This is a genomic window from Azospirillum sp. TSO22-1 (assembly GCF_003116015.1).
In the GTDB taxonomy this organism is placed as follows: Bacteria; Pseudomonadota; Alphaproteobacteria; order Azospirillales; family Azospirillaceae; genus Azospirillum.
The window spans coordinates 1-16,504 of record NZ_LGQZ01000131.1 but is presented as its reverse complement, the minus strand read 5'-3'; the positions used below and the strand labels follow the sequence as shown (position 1 = coordinate 16,504).

14 protein-coding genes and 1 tRNA gene are annotated in these 16,504 nt (G+C 66.6%); all 15 read left to right on the top strand.

Annotated features, from left to right (window positions below):
• Positions 1-83 (top strand): hypothetical protein (locus TSO221_RS28410; RefSeq protein ID WP_078767514.1); only part of this gene is annotated, 83 nt, incomplete at its 5' end.
• Positions 84-215: 132 nt separating this feature from the next.
• Positions 216-291: transfer RNA gene (locus TSO221_RS28405), tRNA-Trp, on the top strand.
• A gap of 59 nt (positions 292-350) precedes the next feature.
• Complete coding sequence (gene secE / locus TSO221_RS28400; RefSeq protein ID WP_109121873.1) at positions 351-548, top strand: preprotein translocase subunit SecE; 198 nt, start codon at positions 351-353, stop codon at positions 546-548.
• Between the two features lie 5 nt (positions 549-553).
• Positions 554-1,084, top strand: coding sequence for a transcription termination/antitermination protein NusG (gene nusG, locus TSO221_RS28395; protein WP_109121872.1), 531 nt, complete (start codon positions 554-556; stop codon positions 1,082-1,084).
• Between the two features lie 136 nt (positions 1,085-1,220).
• Positions 1,221-1,655, top strand: a complete 435-nt coding sequence (rplK, locus tag TSO221_RS28390; protein WP_109121871.1) for a 50S ribosomal protein L11 — start codon at positions 1,221-1,223, stop codon at positions 1,653-1,655.
• A gap of 2 nt (positions 1,656-1,657) precedes the next feature.
• Positions 1,658-2,362 (top strand): 50S ribosomal protein L1, encoded by a 705-nt coding sequence (gene rplA / locus TSO221_RS28385; protein ID WP_109121870.1) that lies wholly within the window; start codon positions 1,658-1,660, stop codon positions 2,360-2,362.
• 273 nt (positions 2,363-2,635) lie between these two features.
• Positions 2,636-3,154 (top strand): 50S ribosomal protein L10, encoded by a 519-nt coding sequence (gene rplJ / locus TSO221_RS28380; protein WP_109121869.1) that lies wholly within the window; start codon positions 2,636-2,638, stop codon positions 3,152-3,154.
• Between the two features lie 55 nt (positions 3,155-3,209).
• The gene (rplL, locus tag TSO221_RS28375; RefSeq protein ID WP_109121868.1) at positions 3,210-3,584 is read left to right on the top strand and encodes a 50S ribosomal protein L7/L12; all 375 of its coding nucleotides are present in this window, start codon (positions 3,210-3,212) and stop codon (positions 3,582-3,584) included.
• A 198-nt stretch (positions 3,585-3,782) separates the two neighbouring features.
• Entirely contained in the window at positions 3,783-7,982 is a 4,200-nt protein-coding gene (rpoB, locus tag TSO221_RS28370) for a DNA-directed RNA polymerase subunit beta (RefSeq protein WP_109121867.1), read from the top strand.
• 97 nt (positions 7,983-8,079) lie between these two features.
• Positions 8,080-12,243 (top strand): DNA-directed RNA polymerase subunit beta', encoded by a 4,164-nt coding sequence (gene rpoC / locus TSO221_RS28365; protein WP_109121866.1) that lies wholly within the window; start codon positions 8,080-8,082, stop codon positions 12,241-12,243.
• A gap of 188 nt (positions 12,244-12,431) precedes the next feature.
• On the top strand, positions 12,432-13,127 hold the full coding sequence (locus TSO221_RS28360) for a DJ-1/PfpI family protein (protein WP_109121865.1): 696 nt from the start codon (positions 12,432-12,434) through the stop codon (positions 13,125-13,127).
• 276 nt (positions 13,128-13,403) lie between these two features.
• Positions 13,404-13,775 carry a 30S ribosomal protein S12 gene (gene rpsL, locus TSO221_RS28355; RefSeq protein WP_109121864.1) on the top strand — a complete coding sequence of 124 codons (372 nt, stop codon included), beginning with the start codon at positions 13,404-13,406 and terminating at the stop codon, positions 13,773-13,775.
• Positions 13,776-13,787: 12 nt separating this feature from the next.
• Complete coding sequence (gene rpsG, locus TSO221_RS28350) at positions 13,788-14,258, top strand: 30S ribosomal protein S7 (protein WP_109121863.1); 471 nt, start codon at positions 13,788-13,790, stop codon at positions 14,256-14,258.
• Positions 14,259-14,286: 28 nt separating this feature from the next.
• Complete coding sequence (gene fusA / locus TSO221_RS28345; protein WP_109121862.1) at positions 14,287-16,362, top strand: elongation factor G; 2,076 nt, start codon at positions 14,287-14,289, stop codon at positions 16,360-16,362.
• Between the two features lie 36 nt (positions 16,363-16,398).
• A partial coding sequence (locus TSO221_RS28340) for a GTP-binding protein (RefSeq protein WP_146208931.1) occupies positions 16,399-16,504 on the top strand: 106 nt, incomplete at its 3' end.

The window sequence follows — 16,504 nt, the reverse complement described above, 5'->3', positions numbered from 1 at the left end:
CCATGGACGAGGGTCTGCGCTTCGCCATCCGCGAGGGCGGCCGCACCGTCGGCGCCGGCGTGGTTGCCAAGATCATCGAGTAGTGGTATAAGCCTGCCTCCGCCGCCGGCTGACCGCCGGCGGCGGATGTTTTTGTCCGAGACGGACACGGTATCGAAGCCCTTGGGCGCGACACCGTGACGTCGGGATCCCCCGGGATCCCGCAGGGCGGCGCTAGGAGTGTAGCTCAATTGGTAGAGCACCGGTCTCCAAAACCGGGGGTTGGGGGTTCGAGCCCCTCCACTCCTGCCATCCCGCCTCGTCTGGTCGGTCTTTGACAATCTGTTACCGGAGCTGGCACGTACCCCACGATGGCTAAAGTAAAACCCGCAGATTTCGTTCGTGAGGTCCGCCAGGAAGTCGCCAAGGTGACGTGGCCGACCCGCAAGGAGACGGGCATCACCACGGCCATGGTGTTCGTCATGGTGGTGGTCGCCGCGCTGTTCTTCCTCGTCGTCGACCAGGTCTTGGCGTTCGCCGTCAAGCTGGTGCTGGGTCTGGGAGCCTGACGCCAATGGCCATGCGCTGGTACGTCGTCCACGTCTATTCGGGCTTCGAGAAGAAGGTCGCCCAGTCGATCCGCGAAAAGGCCGCCCAGAAGGGTCTGGAGAGCCACTTCGAAGAGATCCTGGTGCCGACCGAGCAGGTCATCGAAGTGCGCCGCGGCGCCAAGGTGAACGTCGAGAACAAGTTCTTCCCCGGCTACGTCCTGGTCAAGATGGACCTGATCGACGAGACGTGGTCGCTGGTGAAGAACACGCCGAAGGTCACCGGTTTCCTGGGCGGCGGCGGCAAGCCGCAGCCGATCAGCGACCGCGAAGCCAACCGGCTGATTCAGCAGGTTCAGGAGGGGATCGAGCGCCCCAAGCCCTCGATCACCTTCGAGGTGGGCGAGCAGGTCCGCGTCTCGGACGGCCCCTTCACCTCCTTCAACGGCGTCGTCGAAGAGGTCGACGAGGAGAAGGCCCGCCTCAAGGTGGCGGTCTCGATCTTCGGCCGCTCCACGCCGGTCGAGCTGGAATACACCCAGGTCGAGAAGGTCTGACGCGTTCAACACCGGCTCGGGGGATTCCAGTCCCCCGGGCCGGCTTTCGCCGTGGGAGGCCCGCCATAGCCGGACCACGGGAACCCAGCGGTGCTGGCTCTAGACAGTAGACGGCATCGCTTCAGGAGGTTGTGACATGGCAAAGAAAATCGTTGGCTATATCAAGCTGCAGGTGCCGGCCGGCAAGGCCAACCCGTCGCCGCCGATCGGCCCGGCGCTGGGTCAGCGCGGCCTGAACATCATGGAGTTCTGCAAGGCGTTCAACGCCAAGACGGCGGACCTCGAGGTCGGCATGCCGATCCCGGTGGTGATCACCGCCTACGGCGACCGCACCTTCACCTTCGTCACCAAGACCCCGCCGGCGTCGTACTTCCTGAAGAAGGCCGCCGGTCTGGACAAGGGCTCGCAGACCCCCGGCAAGGGCGGCTTCGTGGGCAAGGTCACGACGTCCCAGGTGCGTGAGATCGCCCAGAAGAAGATGGCCGATCTGAACGCGTTCGACGTCGATCAGGCGGCGACGATGATCGCCGGTTCCGCCCGCTCGATGGGCCTCGAAGTGGTGGAGGGCTGATCATGGCCAAGCTGGGTAAGCGCCTGAAGGCCGCCAACGCGGCGGTGAACCGCGACGCGCTCTACGCCCTCGACGAGGCCGTCAAGCTCGTGAAGTCGAACGCCAAGGCCAAGTTCGACGAGACGATCGAGATCGCCATGAACCTCGGCATCGATCCGCGCCACGCCGACCAGATGGTCCGCGGCGTCGTGAACCTGCCGAACGGCACCGGCAAGACCGTGCGCGTCGCCGTGTTCGTCCGCCCCGGCCCGAAGACCGACGAGGCGCTGGCCGCCGGTGCGGACATCGTCGGCGCCGATGATCTGGCCGAGAAGATCCTGGCCGGCGAGATGAACTTCGACCGCTGCATCGCCACCCCGGACATGATGGGCGTGGTCGGCAAGCTGGGTAAGGTGCTCGGCCCGCGCGGCCTGATGCCGAACCCGAAGCTGGGCACCGTGACCCCGAACGTCGGCGAGGCCGTCAAGGCCGCCAAGGCCGGCGCCGTGGAGTTCCGCGCCGAGAAGACCGGCATCGTGCACGCCGGCGTCGGCAAGGCCAGCTTCGACGAGCAGAAGCTGGTCGAGAACGTCCGCGCCTTCATCGAGGCGATCAGCCGCGCCAAGCCGACCGGCGCCAAGGGCACCTACATCGAGAAGATCTCGCTCTCCTCGACCATGGGCCCGGGTCTGAAGCTGGACGTCGCCTCGGCGACGACCGCCGGCTGATCTGAACCGATTTCGCCGCCGGTTCGCAGGAGCCGGCGGTGAGTCAGGGCGGTGGCGACACCGTCCGCCCCTGTCCGAGACCGCAGGTGTCCGCCCGATCGAGAGAAACGGTGGACTTAATTCCCTGCATAGACAGGAGTTGAAACCGGATTTCCAAAGGGCGTCATGCCCGGCGGACAGACGGCTTGAGCTTCTGGGACAGGTTTGTAACCGGGGCCGCCCGGCGTTCCGAGCGGTCCTAACCAGTGCACCTCTGAGTAACGGAGGCGATCCGTGGATCGTACACAGAAAGAAGCGACGATCGCGGACCTGAACTCGAAGCTGCAGGACGCGGGCCTGGTGGTGGTCACCCACCACCTCGGCCTCACGGTGGCGGAAGTCACCAACCTGCGCGGAAAAGTTCGGGCCGCGGGCGCGAGCTTCAAGGTGACGAAGAACCGGCTCGCCCGCCGCGCCCTCAAGGGCACGCAGTTCGAAGGCATCGACGGCCTCTTCAAGGGGCCGACGGCGATCAGCTATTCGAAGGATCCGGTGGCGGCTGCCAAGGCGGTGGCCGACTTCGCCAAGACCAACGACAAGCTGGTGATCATCGGCGGCAGCCTGGGTTCCCAGGTGCTCGACGCCGAGGGTGTGAAGGCCCTGGCCTCGCTCCCGTCGCTGGACGAACTGCGCGCCAAGCTCGTGGGCATGATCCAGACCCCGGCGACCCGTATCGCCGGTGTCCTCCAGGCGCCGGGCGGCCAGGTCGCCCGCGTGCTTGCTGCCTACGCGAAGAAGGACGAGGCGGCCTGAGCCGCACGTTTACGTTTAAGTCTGAACCCAGAAGACAAGTCTTTGGAGTAGTACAATGGCTGATCTGAACAAGCTGGTCGACGAGCTGTCGGCCCTGACCGTCCTCGAGGCCGCCGAGCTGTCGAAGCTGCTGGAAGAGAAGTGGGGCGTCTCCGCCGCTGCTCCGGTGGCCGTCGCCGCCGCCGGCCCGGCCGCCGCTGCCGCTCCGGTCGAAGAGCAGACCGAGTTCACGGTGATCCTCGCCGACGCCGGCGACAAGAAGATCAACGTGATCAAGGAGGTCCGTGCGATCACCGGTCTCGGCCTGAAGGAGGCCAAGGACCTGGTCGAGGGCGCGCCGAAGCCCGTCAAGGAAGGCGTCACGAAGGACGAGGCCGGCAAGATCAAGAAGCAGCTTGAAGAGGCCGGCGCGAAGGTCGATATTAAGTAAGACCGTAGTGCAGCGATACGGATCTGACATATCCACGCCGAACGGCGGCTGGCTCCGAACAGGGGCCCGCCGCCGCGCGGCGTTTTCTGCCTTCCACCGGACGGGGGCTCTCCCCGCCCGGATTTTTCCGTCCCGTATTTCCGGGGCGGCCCGCGCGAGTGTCGGTTGAGCGCACACACCAGACGTTTGGGGACATCCATGGCCAAATCCTTTACGGGTCGTAAGCGTGTTCGGAAAAGCTTCGGGCGCATCCCGGAAGTCACCCAGATGCCGAACCTCATCGAGGTTCAACGGAGCTCGTACGACCACTTCCTGCAGATGGACGTGGCGCCGGAGAAGCGCGCCAACCTGGGCCTGCAGGAGGTCTTCCGGTCGGTGTTCCCCATCAAGGACTTTTCCGACCGCGCGGTTCTCGACTTCGTGAAGTACGAGCTTGAGACGCCGAAGTACGACGTGGACGAGTGCCAGCAGCGCGGCATCACCTTCGCCGCGCCGCTCAAGGTCACCCTGCGTCTGTCCGTCTTCGACATCGAGGAGGACACCGGCCTCAAGTCGATCCGCGACATCAAGGAGCAGGACGTCTACATGGGCGACATGCCCCTGATGACGGCCAACGGCACCTTCATCATCAACGGCACCGAGCGCGTCATCGTCTCCCAGATGCACCGCAGCCCCGGTGTGTTCTTCGACCACGACAAGGGCAAGACCCACTCGTCGGGCAAGTACCTCTTCGCCGCCCGCGTCATCCCGTACCGCGGCTCCTGGCTCGACTTCGAGTTCGACGCCAAGGACCTCGTGTACGTGCGCATCGACCGCCGCCGCAAGCTGCCGGCCACCACGCTGCTGTTCGCGCTGGACGGCGCCGACACCGCCGCGCTGCGCGCCGGGCGCAAGGCCAACGGCAAGGACCTGCTGCCCTACGAGGCGCAGGGCATGGCGAAGGAGGAGATCCTCTCCTACTTCTACCAGCACATCACCTACACGCGCGCCTCGGGCGGCTGGAAGACGCCGTTCAACGCCGAGCGCATGAAGGGCGTCAAGCTCGTCTCCGACCTGGTGGACGCCAAGACCGGCGCCGTCGTCGCCGAGGCCGGCGCCAAGATGACCCCGCGCGCCATCAAGAAGCTCCAGGAGGGCGGGCTCACCGAACAGCTCGTCTCCACCGAGGAGCTGACCGGCCGCTACCTCGCCGTCGACATCATCAACGAGAAGACCGGCGAGGTGCTGTTCGAGGCCGGTGACGAGCTGTCGGCGTCGGACCTGGAGAAGGTGGAGAAGCTCGGCATCGACGAGCTGCCGATCCTGGCGATCGACCACCTGAACGTCGGCGCCTACATCCGCAACACCATGTCCGCCGACCGCAACGCGTCCCGCGAGGACGCGCTGATCGACATCTACCGCGTCATGCGTCCGGGCGAGCCGCCGACCCTGGAGTCGGCCGAGGCGCTGTTCGCCGGCCTGTTCTTCGACAGCGAGCGCTACGACCTGTCGGCCGTCGGCCGCGTGAAGATGAACGCCCGCCTGGGCTTCAAGACCGACGACCAGATGCGCGTGCTCCGCAAGGAGGACATCCTGGAGATCCTGAAGGTTCTGGTGAACCTGAAGGACGGCCGCGGCGAGATCGACGACATCGACCACCTCGGCAACCGCCGCGTGCGCTCGGTCGGCGAGCTGATGGAGAACCAGTACCGCGTCGGCCTGCTGCGCATGGAGCGCGCGATCCGCGAGCGCATGAGCTCGGTCGAGATCGACACGGTCATGCCGCACGACCTGATCAACGCCAAGCCGGCGGCGGCGGCGGTGCGCGAGTTCTTCGGCTCGTCGCAGCTGTCGCAGTTCATGGACCAGACCAACCCGCTGTCCGAGATCACGCACAAGCGTCGTCTCTCGGCCCTCGGCCCGGGCGGTCTGACCCGCGAGCGCGCCGGCTTCGAGGTGCGCGACGTGCACCCGACGCACTACGGCCGCATCTGCCCGATTGAGACGCCGGAAGGCCCGAACATCGGTCTGATCAACTCGCTGGCCACCTACGCCCGCGTCAACCAGTACGGCTTCATCGAGAGCCCGTACCGCAAGGTCGCGGACGGCATCGTCACCGACGAGGTGGTCTACCTCTCCGCCATGGAGGAGGGCCGCTACGTCGTCGCGCAGGCCAACGCCGAGCTGGACGGGAACAACCGCTTCGCCGCCGACCTGGTGTCGTGCCGGCAGGGCGGCGAATACCTGATGTTCCGCCCGGAGGCCATCGACCTCATCGACGTGTCGCCGAAGCAGCTGGTGTCCGTCGCCGCGGCGCTGATCCCGTTCCTCGAGAACGACGACGCCAACCGCGCGCTGATGGGCTCCAACATGCAGCGTCAGGCGGTGCCGCTGGTGAAGGCCGACGCGCCGCTGGTCGGCACCGGCATGGAGGCCACGGTCGCCCGCGACTCCGGCGTGACCATCGTCGCCAAGCGTTCGGGCATCGTCGACCAGATCGACGCCACGCGCATCGTGGTGCGCGCGACGGACAACGCCGATTCCACGGCGCCGGGCGTCGACATCTACAACCTGCTGAAGTTCCAGCGCTCCAACCAGAACACCTGCATCACCCAGCGTCCGCTGGTGAAGGTGGGCGATCGGGTGGCCGCCGGCGACATCATCGGCGACGGTCCGTCCACCGAGCTGGGCGAGCTGGCCCTGGGGCGCAACGTGCTCGTCGCGTTCATGCCGTGGAACGGCTACAACTTCGAGGACTCGATCCTCATCAACGAGCGCATCGTCAAGGACGACGTCTTCACCTCGATCCACATCGAGGAGTTCGAGGTGATGGCCCGCGACACCAAGCTGGGCCAGGAAGAGATCACCCGCGACATCCCGAACGTCGGTGAGGAGGCGCTGAAGAACCTCGACGAGGCCGGCATCGTCTACATCGGCGCCGAGGTCCGCCCGGGCGACATCCTGGTCGGCAAGGTGACGCCGAAGGGCGAGAGCCCGATGACGCCGGAAGAGAAGCTGCTGCGCGCCATCTTCGGCGAGAAGGCCTCCGACGTGCGCGACACGTCGCTGCGCCTGCCGCCGGGCGTCGCCGGCACCATCGTCGAGGTGCGCGTGTTCTCCCGCCGCGGCGTCGACAAGGACGAGCGCGCGCTCGCCATCGAGCGGGCGGAGATCGAGAAGCTCGCCAAGGACCGCGACGACGAGAAGGCCATCCTGGAGCGTTCGTTCTACACGCGCCTCAAGGAGATCCTGGTCGGCCAGACCTCGGTCACCGGCCCGCGCGGCTTCAAGACCGGCGGCGTCATCGCCGCCGCCGACCTGGAGCCGTTCACCAAGGGCCAGTGGCGCCAGATCTCGGTCGAGAACGAGCAGGCGATGGAGAGCGTCGAGAACCTCGGCAAGGTGTTCGACGACTCCATCCAGGCGCTGCAGAACCGCTTCGAGAACAAGGTCGAGAAGCTGCAGCGCGGCGACGAGCTGCCGCCGGGCGTGATGAAGATGGTCAAGGTCTTCGTCGCCGTGAAGCGCAAGCTTCAGCCGGGCGACAAGATGGCCGGCCGTCACGGCAACAAGGGTGTCGTGTCGCGAATCATCCCGCAGGAGGACATGCCGTACCTGGAGGACGGCACCCCGGTCGATCTCGTGCTGAACCCGCTGGGCGTGCCGTCGCGCATGAACGTCGGTCAGATCCTCGAGACGCACCTGGGCTGGGCCGCCGCCGGCCTGGGCAAGCAGATCGGCCACGCGCTCGACCAGTACCGCCACGGCCTGAAGCAGGACGCGGAGAAGCTCGGCCCGGCGCGCCTCGCCGAGCTGCGCAAGGTCCTGAAGAACGCCTACGGCGAGAAGGTCTTCGGCGAGGACATCGCCGAGCTGAACGACGCCGAGGTGCTGGAGCTGTCCGCCAACCTGCGCAAGGGCGTGCCCTTCGCGACGCCGGTCTTCGACGGTGCGCGCGAGGAGGACATCTGCCGCCACCTGGAGGCCGCCGGCCTCGACCGCTCGGGCCAGGTCACCCTGACCGACGGCCGCACCGGCGAGACCTTCGACCGCAAGGTCACGGTCGGCTACATCTACATGCTGAAGCTGCACCACCTGGTGGACGACAAGATCCACGCGCGCTCGATCGGCCCGTACTCGCTGGTCACCCAGCAGCCGCTGGGCGGCAAGGCGCAGTTCGGCGGTCAGCGCTTCGGTGAAATGGAGGTGTGGGCGCTGGAGGCGTACGGCGCCGCGTACACGCTGCAGGAGATGCTCACGGTCAAGTCGGACGACGTGTCCGGCCGCACCAAGGTCTACGAAGCCATCGTCCGCGGCGACGACAACTTCGAGGCGGGCATCCCGGAGTCGTTCAACGTGCTGGTCAAGGAGCTGCGCTCCCTCGGCCTGAACGTCGAGCTGAACCAGCGGACGTACTGACCACGTTACCGAGTACCGGTCGGGAGCGGTGTGCGCACGCCCTCCCGACCGCGCGTCCCCTTATCCGAAACGCGGCTTATGCCAGCGGGAGACGGTCATGAACGAGTTGATGAACATTTTCGGCCAGGTCCAGGGTCCCCAGAGCTTCGATCAGATCCGCATCTCGATCGCCAGCCCGGAGAGGATCCGCTCCTGGTCGTACGGCGAGATCAAGAAGCCGGAAACCATCAACTACCGCACTTTCAAGCCTGAGCGCGACGGCCTGTTCTGCGCGCGCATCTTCGGGCCGATCAAGGATTACGAGTGCTTGTGCGGCAAGTACAAGCGCATGAAGTACCGCGGCATCATCTGCGAGAAGTGCGGCGTCGAGGTGACCCTGTCGAAGGTCCGCCGCGAGCGCATGGGCCACATCGAGCTGGCCTCGCCGGTGGCGCACATCTGGTTCCTGAAGTCGCTGCCGAGCCGCATCGGCCTGCTGCTCGACATGACGCTGAAGGACCTCGAGCGCATCCTGTACTTCGAGAACTACGTCGTCATCGAGCCCGGCCTGACCCCGCTTAAGCTGCACCAGCTGCTGAGCGAGGAGGAGTACATCACCGCCCAGGACGAGTACGGCGAGGATGCGTTCACCGCCTCCATCGGCGCCGAGGCGCTGCGGATCATGCTGTCCGCGCTCGACCTCGACGACGAGAAGAAGAAGTGCCGTGAGGACCTGCGCGACACCTCCTCGGAGGCCAAGCGCAAGAAGCTGGTCAAGCGCCTCAAGCTGATCGAGGCGTTCATGGTGTCGCAGTCGCGGCCGGAGTGGATGATCCTGGAAGTGATTCCGGTGATCCCGCCCGAGCTGCGCCCGCTTGTGCCGCTGGACGGCGGCCGCTTCGCCACCTCGGACCTCAACGACCTGTACCGCCGCGTCATCAACCGCAACAACCGTCTGAAGCGGCTGATCGAGCTGAAGGCGCCGGACATCATCGTGCGCAACGAGAAGCGCATGCTGCAGGAGGCCGTCGACGCCCTGTTCGACAACGGCCGCCGCGGCCGCGTCATCACCGGCGCCAACAAGCGTCCGCTGAAGTCGCTGTCCGACATGCTGAAGGGCAAGCAGGGCCGCTTCCGCCAGAACCTGCTCGGCAAGCGCGTGGACTACTCGGGCCGTTCGGTCATCGTGGTCGGTCCGGAGCTGAAGCTGCACCAGTGCGGCCTGCCCAAGAAGATGGCGCTGGAGCTGTTCAAGCCGTTCATCTACGCCAAGCTGGAGCTGTACGGCCTAGCCTCCACCATCAAGGCGGCCAAGCGCATGGTGGAGAAGGAGCGTCCCGAGGTGTGGGACATCCTGGAGGAGGTCATCCGCGAGCACCCGGTCATGTTGAACCGGGCGCCGACGCTGCACCGCCTGGGCATCCAGGCGTTCGAGCCGACGCTGATCGAAGGCAAGGCGATCCAGCTGCACCCGCTGGTCTGCACCGCCTTCAACGCCGACTTCGACGGCGACCAGATGGCCGTGCACGTTCCGCTGAGCCTGGAAGCTCAGCTGGAAGCGCGCGTGCTGATGATGTCGACCAACAACATCCTGTCGCCCGCCAACGGCAAGCCGATCATCGTGCCGTCGCAGGACATCGTGCTCGGCCTCTACTACATCACCATGGAGCGTCCGGGTGAGCGGGGCGAGGGCATGGTGTTCGCCGACGTCGGCGAGGTGCAGCAGGCCCTCGACGCCAAGGCGGTGACGCTGCACGCCAAGATCAAGTGCCGTTACACCGGCGTGGACGACACCGGCGAGGTGACGACCACCATCGTCGAGACGACGCCGGGCCGCATGCTGCTGTCGGAGATTCTGCCGCGGCACCCGAACGTGCCGTTCAGCCTGATCAACCGCCTGCTGACCAAGAAGGACGTCGGCAACGTCATCGACGCCGTCTACCGCCACGGCGGCCAGAAGGAGACGGTGATCTTCGCCGACCGCCTGATGAAGCTGGGCTTCAGCCACGCCTGCCGCGCCGGCATCTCGTTCGGCAAGGACGACATGGTCATCCCGGTCGCCAAGGAGAAGCTGGTCAACGAGGCCAAGGAGCGCGTCAAGGAGTACGAGCAGCAGTACCTCGACGGCCTGATCACCCAGGGCGAGAAGTACAACAAGGTCGTCGACGTCTGGTCGGACACCACCGAGAAGGTGGCGACCGAGATGATGAAGGCCATCTCCGACACCGCGCCGGGCAAGCCCGTCAACTCGGTGTACATGATGGCCCACTCCGGCGCCCGCGGTTCCGCCGCGCAGATCCGCCAGCTGGCCGGTATGCGCGGCCTGATGGCCAAGCCGTCGGGCGAGATCATCGAGACGCCGATCATCTCGAACTTCAAGGAAGGCCTGACGGTGCTGGAGTACTTCAACTCCACGCACGGCGCCCGCAAGGGTCTGGCCGACACCGCGCTGAAGACGGCGAACTCCGGTTACCTGACCCGCCGTCTGGTCGACGTGGCGCAGGACGCCATCATCGTCGAGCGCGACTGCGGCACCAAGCAGGGCATCACCGTCAAGGCGGTGATCGAGGGCGGCGAGGTCATCAGCCCGCTGGCCGACCGCATCCTCGGCCGCACCGCGGTCGGCGACGTGGTCGATCCGCTGAACGGCGAGATGATCATCGAGGACGGCGGCCTGATCGAGGAGGCCACCGTCGACCGCATCGACCGCTCGGGCATCGACAGCATCAAGATCCGTTCGGTGCTGACCTGCGAAACCAGGGACGGCGTGTGCGCCAAGTGCTACGGCCGCGATCTGGCCCGCGGCACGCTGGTCAACACCGGCGAGGCGGTCGGCGTCATCGCGGCGCAGTCGATCGGCGAGCCGGGCACGCAGCTGACCATGCGCACGTTCCACATCGGCGGTGCGGCGCAGCGCGGTGCGGAGCAGAGCCAGGTCGAGGCGGCGTTCGACGCCACGGTGCGCATCAACAACCGCAACGTGGTCATCAACTCCGCCAACATCCCGGTCGTGATGGGCCGCAACGCCGAGGTGATCCTGCTCGACGAGCAGGGCCGCGAGCGGGCGCGCCACCGCGTTCCGTACGGCGCCAAGCTGCTGGCCGACGAGGGCGTCAAGGTCACGCGCGGCCAGAAGCTGGCCGAGTGGGATCCGTACACCCTGCCGATCATCACCGAGCGCGAGGGCACGGCGCACTACACCGACCTCGTGGAGGGCATCTCCATGCGCGAGGTGATGGACGAGGCGACCGGCATCAGCGCCAAGGTGGTGGTGGACTGGCGTCAGCAGCCGCGCGGCGCCGACCTCAAGCCGCGCATCGTGCTGCGCGACGAGAAGGGCGACGTCATCACGCTGCCGAACGGCCTGGAGGCGCGTTACTTCCTCTCCGTGGACGCCATCCTCTCCATCGAGAACGGCGCGCACGTGAAGGCCGGTGACGTGCTGGCCCGTATCCCCCGCGAGTCCTCCAAGACCCGCGACATCACGGGCGGTCTGCCGCGCGTGGCCGAGCTGTTCGAGGCGCGCCGTCCGAAGGACTTCGCGATCATCTCGGACCTCGACGGCCGCGTCGAGTTCGGCAAGGACTACAAGACGAAGCGCCGCATCGTCGTGCGCAACGACGAGACCGGCGACGAGCGCGAGTACCTGATCCCGAAGGGCAAGCACATCTCGGTGCAGGAGGGCGACTACGTCCAGCGGGGCGACCTGCTGATGGACGGCAATCCCGTCCCGCACGACATCCTGTCGGTGATGGGCGTGGAGGCCTTGGCCAACTACCTCATCAACGAGATCCAGGAGGTCTACCGGCTGCAGGGCGTGAAGATCAACGACAAGCACATCGAGGTGATCGTCCGCCAGATGCTGCAGAAGGTCGAGATCATGGACGCCGGCGAGACCACCTTCCTGGTGGGCGAGCAGGTCGACCGCCAGGAGTTCGACGAGGAGAACGAGAAGACCATCGCCGAGGGCCTCAAGCCCGCGGACGGCAAGCCGGTTCTGCAGGGCATCACCAAGGCGTCGCTGCAGACCCGCTCGTTCATCTCGGCCGCGTCGTTCCAGGAGACCACCCGCGTCCTCACCGAGGCGGCGGTCGGCGGCAAGGTCGACAACCTGGAGGGCCTCAAGGAGAACGTCATCGTCGGCCGTCTCATTCCGGCCGGCACGGGCTCGGTGGTCAACCGCCTCAAGCAGATCGCCGCCGAGCGGGATCGCGCCGCGGCGGTCGCCGAGGAAGGCGAGGCTCCGGCCCTGCCGCACCCGGGCGAGAGCACCGCGGCCTGACGCTTCAGGTCATAGGGTAGGGAAGGGGGCGCGTTCCGCAGGGGACGCGCCCTTTTTCTTTACCCGCGCTTCTTTTGCCGTCATCCCCGCGAAGGCGGGGATCCAGCCTTTGCACACCGTCCATCTTCGGCAAGAATGGATCCCCGCCTTCGCGGGGATGACGAAGAAGGACAGGGGAGGGCGACGCCATGGACACCGGACCGCTGAGCTTCGGCCTGCTGCTGCTTCCCCGCCTGACCCAACTCGATCTGACCGGCCCCTATGAGGTGCTGGCCCGCGTTCCGGGCGCCAAAGTGCACCTGATCTGGAAGACGCTCGACCCGGTGACCGCCGACACCGGCCTGCGCATCCTTCCCACCACGACCTTTGCCGAGTGTCCGGACCTCGACCTGCTGCTGGTCCCCGGCGGCGCCGGCGTCAACGAACTGATGGGGGACGCCGAGGCGCTGGCCTTCCTGCGCGAGCGGGCAGGGTGCACCAGGCACCTCGCCTCCGTCTGCACCGGCGCGCTGGTGCTCGGCGCCGCCGGGCTGCTGAAGGGCCGCCGCTCTGGCACCCATTGGGCCTCGCGCCCCTTCCTCACCGCGTTCGGCGCCATTCCGGTGGCGGAGCGCGTCGTGGTGGACGGCACGCTGTTCACCGGCGGCGGCGTCACCGCCGGGATCGACATCGCGCTGCGCATCGTCGCCGACCTGCTCGGCGAGACCGCGGCCAAGGCGATCCAGCTCTCCATCGAGTACGACCCCAAGCCGCCGTTCGACAACGGCTCTCCCGAGGCCGCCGACGCGGCGGTGCTCGAGCGGGTGATGGGGGCCATGGGCGGCATGCTGGAAGCCCGTGCCGCCGCGGTGAAAGCCGCTGCCGCGCTGCTCCGCGGCGGTTGACCGCAATGCGCCGCCGGTACTCCAAACCGTCATCTCCGCGCTTGACGCGCGTGGAGCCCATCCATATAGTCCGGCCACTTCGGACCAGGGCCGGCTGCAGGCGGACGCACGCCTGAACGCGGCCCTGCATGAATTTCGATATAGCCGCACCCGAGCTTTTTCGGACGGCGCTCGACCGACCAGCCCGCAACGAGGCGGAGACGCTTCGATGGCGGGTTTTTGCATCGTCCGGCTTTTGCCGGGCGAACCACACATGTAAGGAATCGAAGGGCTGATATGCCGACGATCAACCAGTTGATCCGTAAGCCGCGCGAGCCGCTCGCCGCGCGCAACAAGGTCCCGGCGCTGGAGGCCTGCCCGCAGAAGCGCGGCGTGTGCACCCGCGTCTACACCACGACGCCGAAGAAGCCGAACTCGGCCCTTCGTAAGGTCGCGCGCGTGCGCCTGACCAACGGCTTCGAGGTGACCTCGTACATCCCGGGTGAAGGCCACAACCTTCAGGAGCACTCGGTCGTCATGATCCGCGGCGGTCGCGTCAAGGATCTTCCTGGTGTGCGCTACCACATCATCCGCGGCACGCTCGATACCCAGGGCGTGAAGGACCGTAAGCAGCGTCGTTCGAAGTACGGCGCGAAGCGTCCGAAGTAAGGAGAATTCACGATGTCCCGTCGTCGTCGCGCCGACAAGCGTGAGGTCCTGCCGGACGCCAAGTATGGCGACCGCGTCCTGACCAAGTTCATGAACTGCCTGATGTTCGATGGCAAGAAGTCCGTCGCCGAACAGATCGTCTACGGCGCGCTGGAGCGCGTCGAGGGCAAGGCGAAGGCCGATCCGGTGCAGGTGTTCCACGATGCGCTGAGCAACGTGAAGCCGCACCTGGAAGTGCGTTCCCGCCGCGTCGGCGGCGCCACCTACCAGGTGCCGGTCGAGGTCCGCTCGGAACGCGCCCAGGCGCTGGCCATCCGCTGGCTGATCAACGCCGCCCGCGCCCGCTCGGAAAACACCATGACCGAGCGCCTGTCCGGCGAGCTGCTGGACGCGGCCAACCAGCGCGGCACCGCGGTGAAGAAGCGTGAGGACACGCACCGCATGGCCGAGGCCAACAAGGCGTTCTCGCACTACCGCTGGTAAGGTGATTCGAGGCGGAGTCCCTCTCGTCATGCCCCGTTCCCACCCCCTGGACCGCTACCGCAACATCGGCATCATGGCGCACATCGATGCCGGTAAGACCACGACCACGGAACGCATTCTGTACTACACCGGTAAGTCGTACAAAATCGGTGAGGTGCACGAAGGCACCGCGGTCATGGACTGGATGGAGCAGGAACAGGAGCGGGGCATCACGATCACCTCCGCCGCGACCACCTGCTTCTGGCGGGACCACCGCATCAACATCATCGACACGCCGGGCCACGTCGACTTCACCATCGAGGTCGAGCGGTCCCTGCGTGTCCTTGACGGTGCGGTGGCGGTGTTCGACTCCGTCGCCGGCGTCGAGCCCCAATCGGAGACCGTGTGGCGGCAGGCGGACAAGTACCGCGTGCCGCGCATGGGATTCGTCAACAAGATGGACCGCACCGGCGCCGACTTCTTCCGCTGCGTCGATATGATGGTCGAGCGCCTGGGCGCCACGCCCCTGGTGCTGCAGCTGCCCATCGGCGCCGAGTCCTCCTTCGCCGGCGTCATCGACCTGGTCGAGAACCGTGCGATCGTCTGGAAGGACGAGACGCTGGGCGCCGAGTTCATCCACACCGAGATTCCCGACTCCCTGAAGGAGCAGGCCGCCGCCTACCGCGACCGTCTGGTCGAGCTGGCGGTCGAGGTGGACGACGCCGCCACCGAGCGCTACCTGGAGACGGGCGAGGCGCCGGATGCCGCGACGCTCAAGGCGCTGATCCGCAAGGGGACCATCGGCTTCAGGTTCGTCCCCGTGCTGTGCGGCTCCGCCTTCAAGAACAAGGGCGTGCAGCCGATGCTGGACGCCGTGGTCGATTATCTGCCCAGCCCGCTGGACATCGACCACATGAGCGGCCACACGCTGGACGGCGCCGTGGCGGTGCGCGCCACCGACGACAAGGCGCCGTTCTCGGCACTGGCGTTCAAGATCATGACCGACCCGTTCGTCGGCTCGCTGACCTTCGCCCGCATCTATTCCGGCACGGTGGAGAGCGGCTCCCATGTGCTGAACGCGGTGAAGGGCGAGCGCGAGCGCATCGGGCGCATGCTGCAGATGCACGCCAACTCCCGCGAGGAGATCAAGGACGCCTACGCCGGCGACATCGTCGCCTTCGCGTCGCTCAAGTCCACCACCACCGGCGACACGCTCTGCGATCCGCAGCACCCCATCGTGCTGGAGCGCATGGAGTTCCCCGAGCCGGTGATCGAGGTGGCGGTCGAGCCGAAGTCGCAGGCCGACCAGGAGAAGATGGGTGTCGCCCTGTCCCGCCTGGCGCAGGAGGACCCGTCCTTCCGCGTGTCGGTCGACCACGAGAGCGGCCAGACCATCATCAAGGGCATGGGCGAGCTGCACCTGGAGATCATCGTCGACCGCATGAAGCGCGAGTACAAGGTGGAGGCCAACGTCGGCGCGCCGCAGGTGGCGTACCGCGAGACCATCACCGAGCGCGCCGAGGTCGATTACACCCACAAGAAGCAGACCGGCGGCACCGGGCAGTTCGCCCGCGTCAAGCTGGTGCTGTCGCCGCTGCCGCGCGGCGAGGGCTTCAAGTTCGAGAACAAGGTGGTCGGCGGCGCCGTGCCGCGCGAGTTCGTCCCCGGCGTGCAGAAGGGCCTGGACTCGGCCAAGGAGGCGGGCGTCGTCGCCGGCTTCCCGACCATCGACTTCAAGGCCGAGCTGGTGGACGGCGCCTTCCACGAGGTCGACTCGTCGGTGCTCGCCTTCGAGATCGCGTCGCGCGCCGCCTTCCGCGAAGGCGCGCTCAAGGCGGCTCCGGTCCTGCTGGAGCCGATCATGAAGGTCGAGGTGCTGACGCCCGAGGATTACATGGGCGACGTCATCGGCGACCTGAACAGCCGCCGCGGCCAGATCGGCGGCATGGACCAGCGCGGCAACGCGCGGGCGATCACCGCCATGGTGCCATTGGCCAACATGTTCGGTTATGTGAACACGCTCCGCTCGATGAGTCAGGGGCGCGCCCAGTACAGCATGCACTTCGATCACTACGAACCGGTGCCGCAGGCCATCGCCGACGAAGTCCGCGCGAAGATGGCTTGAATCGACCGCTAGGATAAAACCAAGGAGAACCCCACCATGGCCAAGGCCAAATTCGAGCGGAACAAGCCGCACTGCAACATCGGCACGATCGGTCACGTCGACCATGGCAAGACGTCGCTGACGGCGGCCATCACGAAGGTTC

Excerpts from the sequence above, each read along its gene's own strand:
- rpoC (WP_109121866.1), top strand. The coding sequence starts at position 8,080 with ATGAACGAGTTGATGAACATTTTCGGCCAGGTCCAGGGTCCCCAGAGC.
- rpsL (WP_109121864.1), top strand. The coding sequence starts at position 13,404 with ATGCCGACGATCAACCAGTTGATCCGTAAGCCGCGCGAGCCGCTCGCC.
- TSO221_RS28360 (WP_109121865.1), top strand. The coding sequence starts at position 12,432 with ATGGACACCGGACCGCTGAGCTTCGGCCTGCTGCTGCTTCCCCGCCTG.
- rpsG (WP_109121863.1), top strand. The coding sequence starts at position 13,788 with ATGTCCCGTCGTCGTCGCGCCGACAAGCGTGAGGTCCTGCCGGACGCC.
- nusG (WP_109121872.1), top strand. The coding sequence starts at position 554 with ATGGCCATGCGCTGGTACGTCGTCCACGTCTATTCGGGCTTCGAGAAG.
- rplA (WP_109121870.1), top strand. The coding sequence starts at position 1,658 with ATGGCCAAGCTGGGTAAGCGCCTGAAGGCCGCCAACGCGGCGGTGAAC.
- rplL (WP_109121868.1), top strand. The coding sequence starts at position 3,210 with ATGGCTGATCTGAACAAGCTGGTCGACGAGCTGTCGGCCCTGACCGTC.
- rplK (WP_109121871.1), top strand. The coding sequence starts at position 1,221 with ATGGCAAAGAAAATCGTTGGCTATATCAAGCTGCAGGTGCCGGCCGGC.
- fusA (WP_109121862.1), top strand. The coding sequence starts at position 14,287 with ATGCCCCGTTCCCACCCCCTGGACCGCTACCGCAACATCGGCATCATG.
- rpoB (WP_109121867.1), top strand. The coding sequence starts at position 3,783 with ATGGCCAAATCCTTTACGGGTCGTAAGCGTGTTCGGAAAAGCTTCGGG.
- secE (WP_109121873.1), top strand. The coding sequence starts at position 351 with ATGGCTAAAGTAAAACCCGCAGATTTCGTTCGTGAGGTCCGCCAGGAA.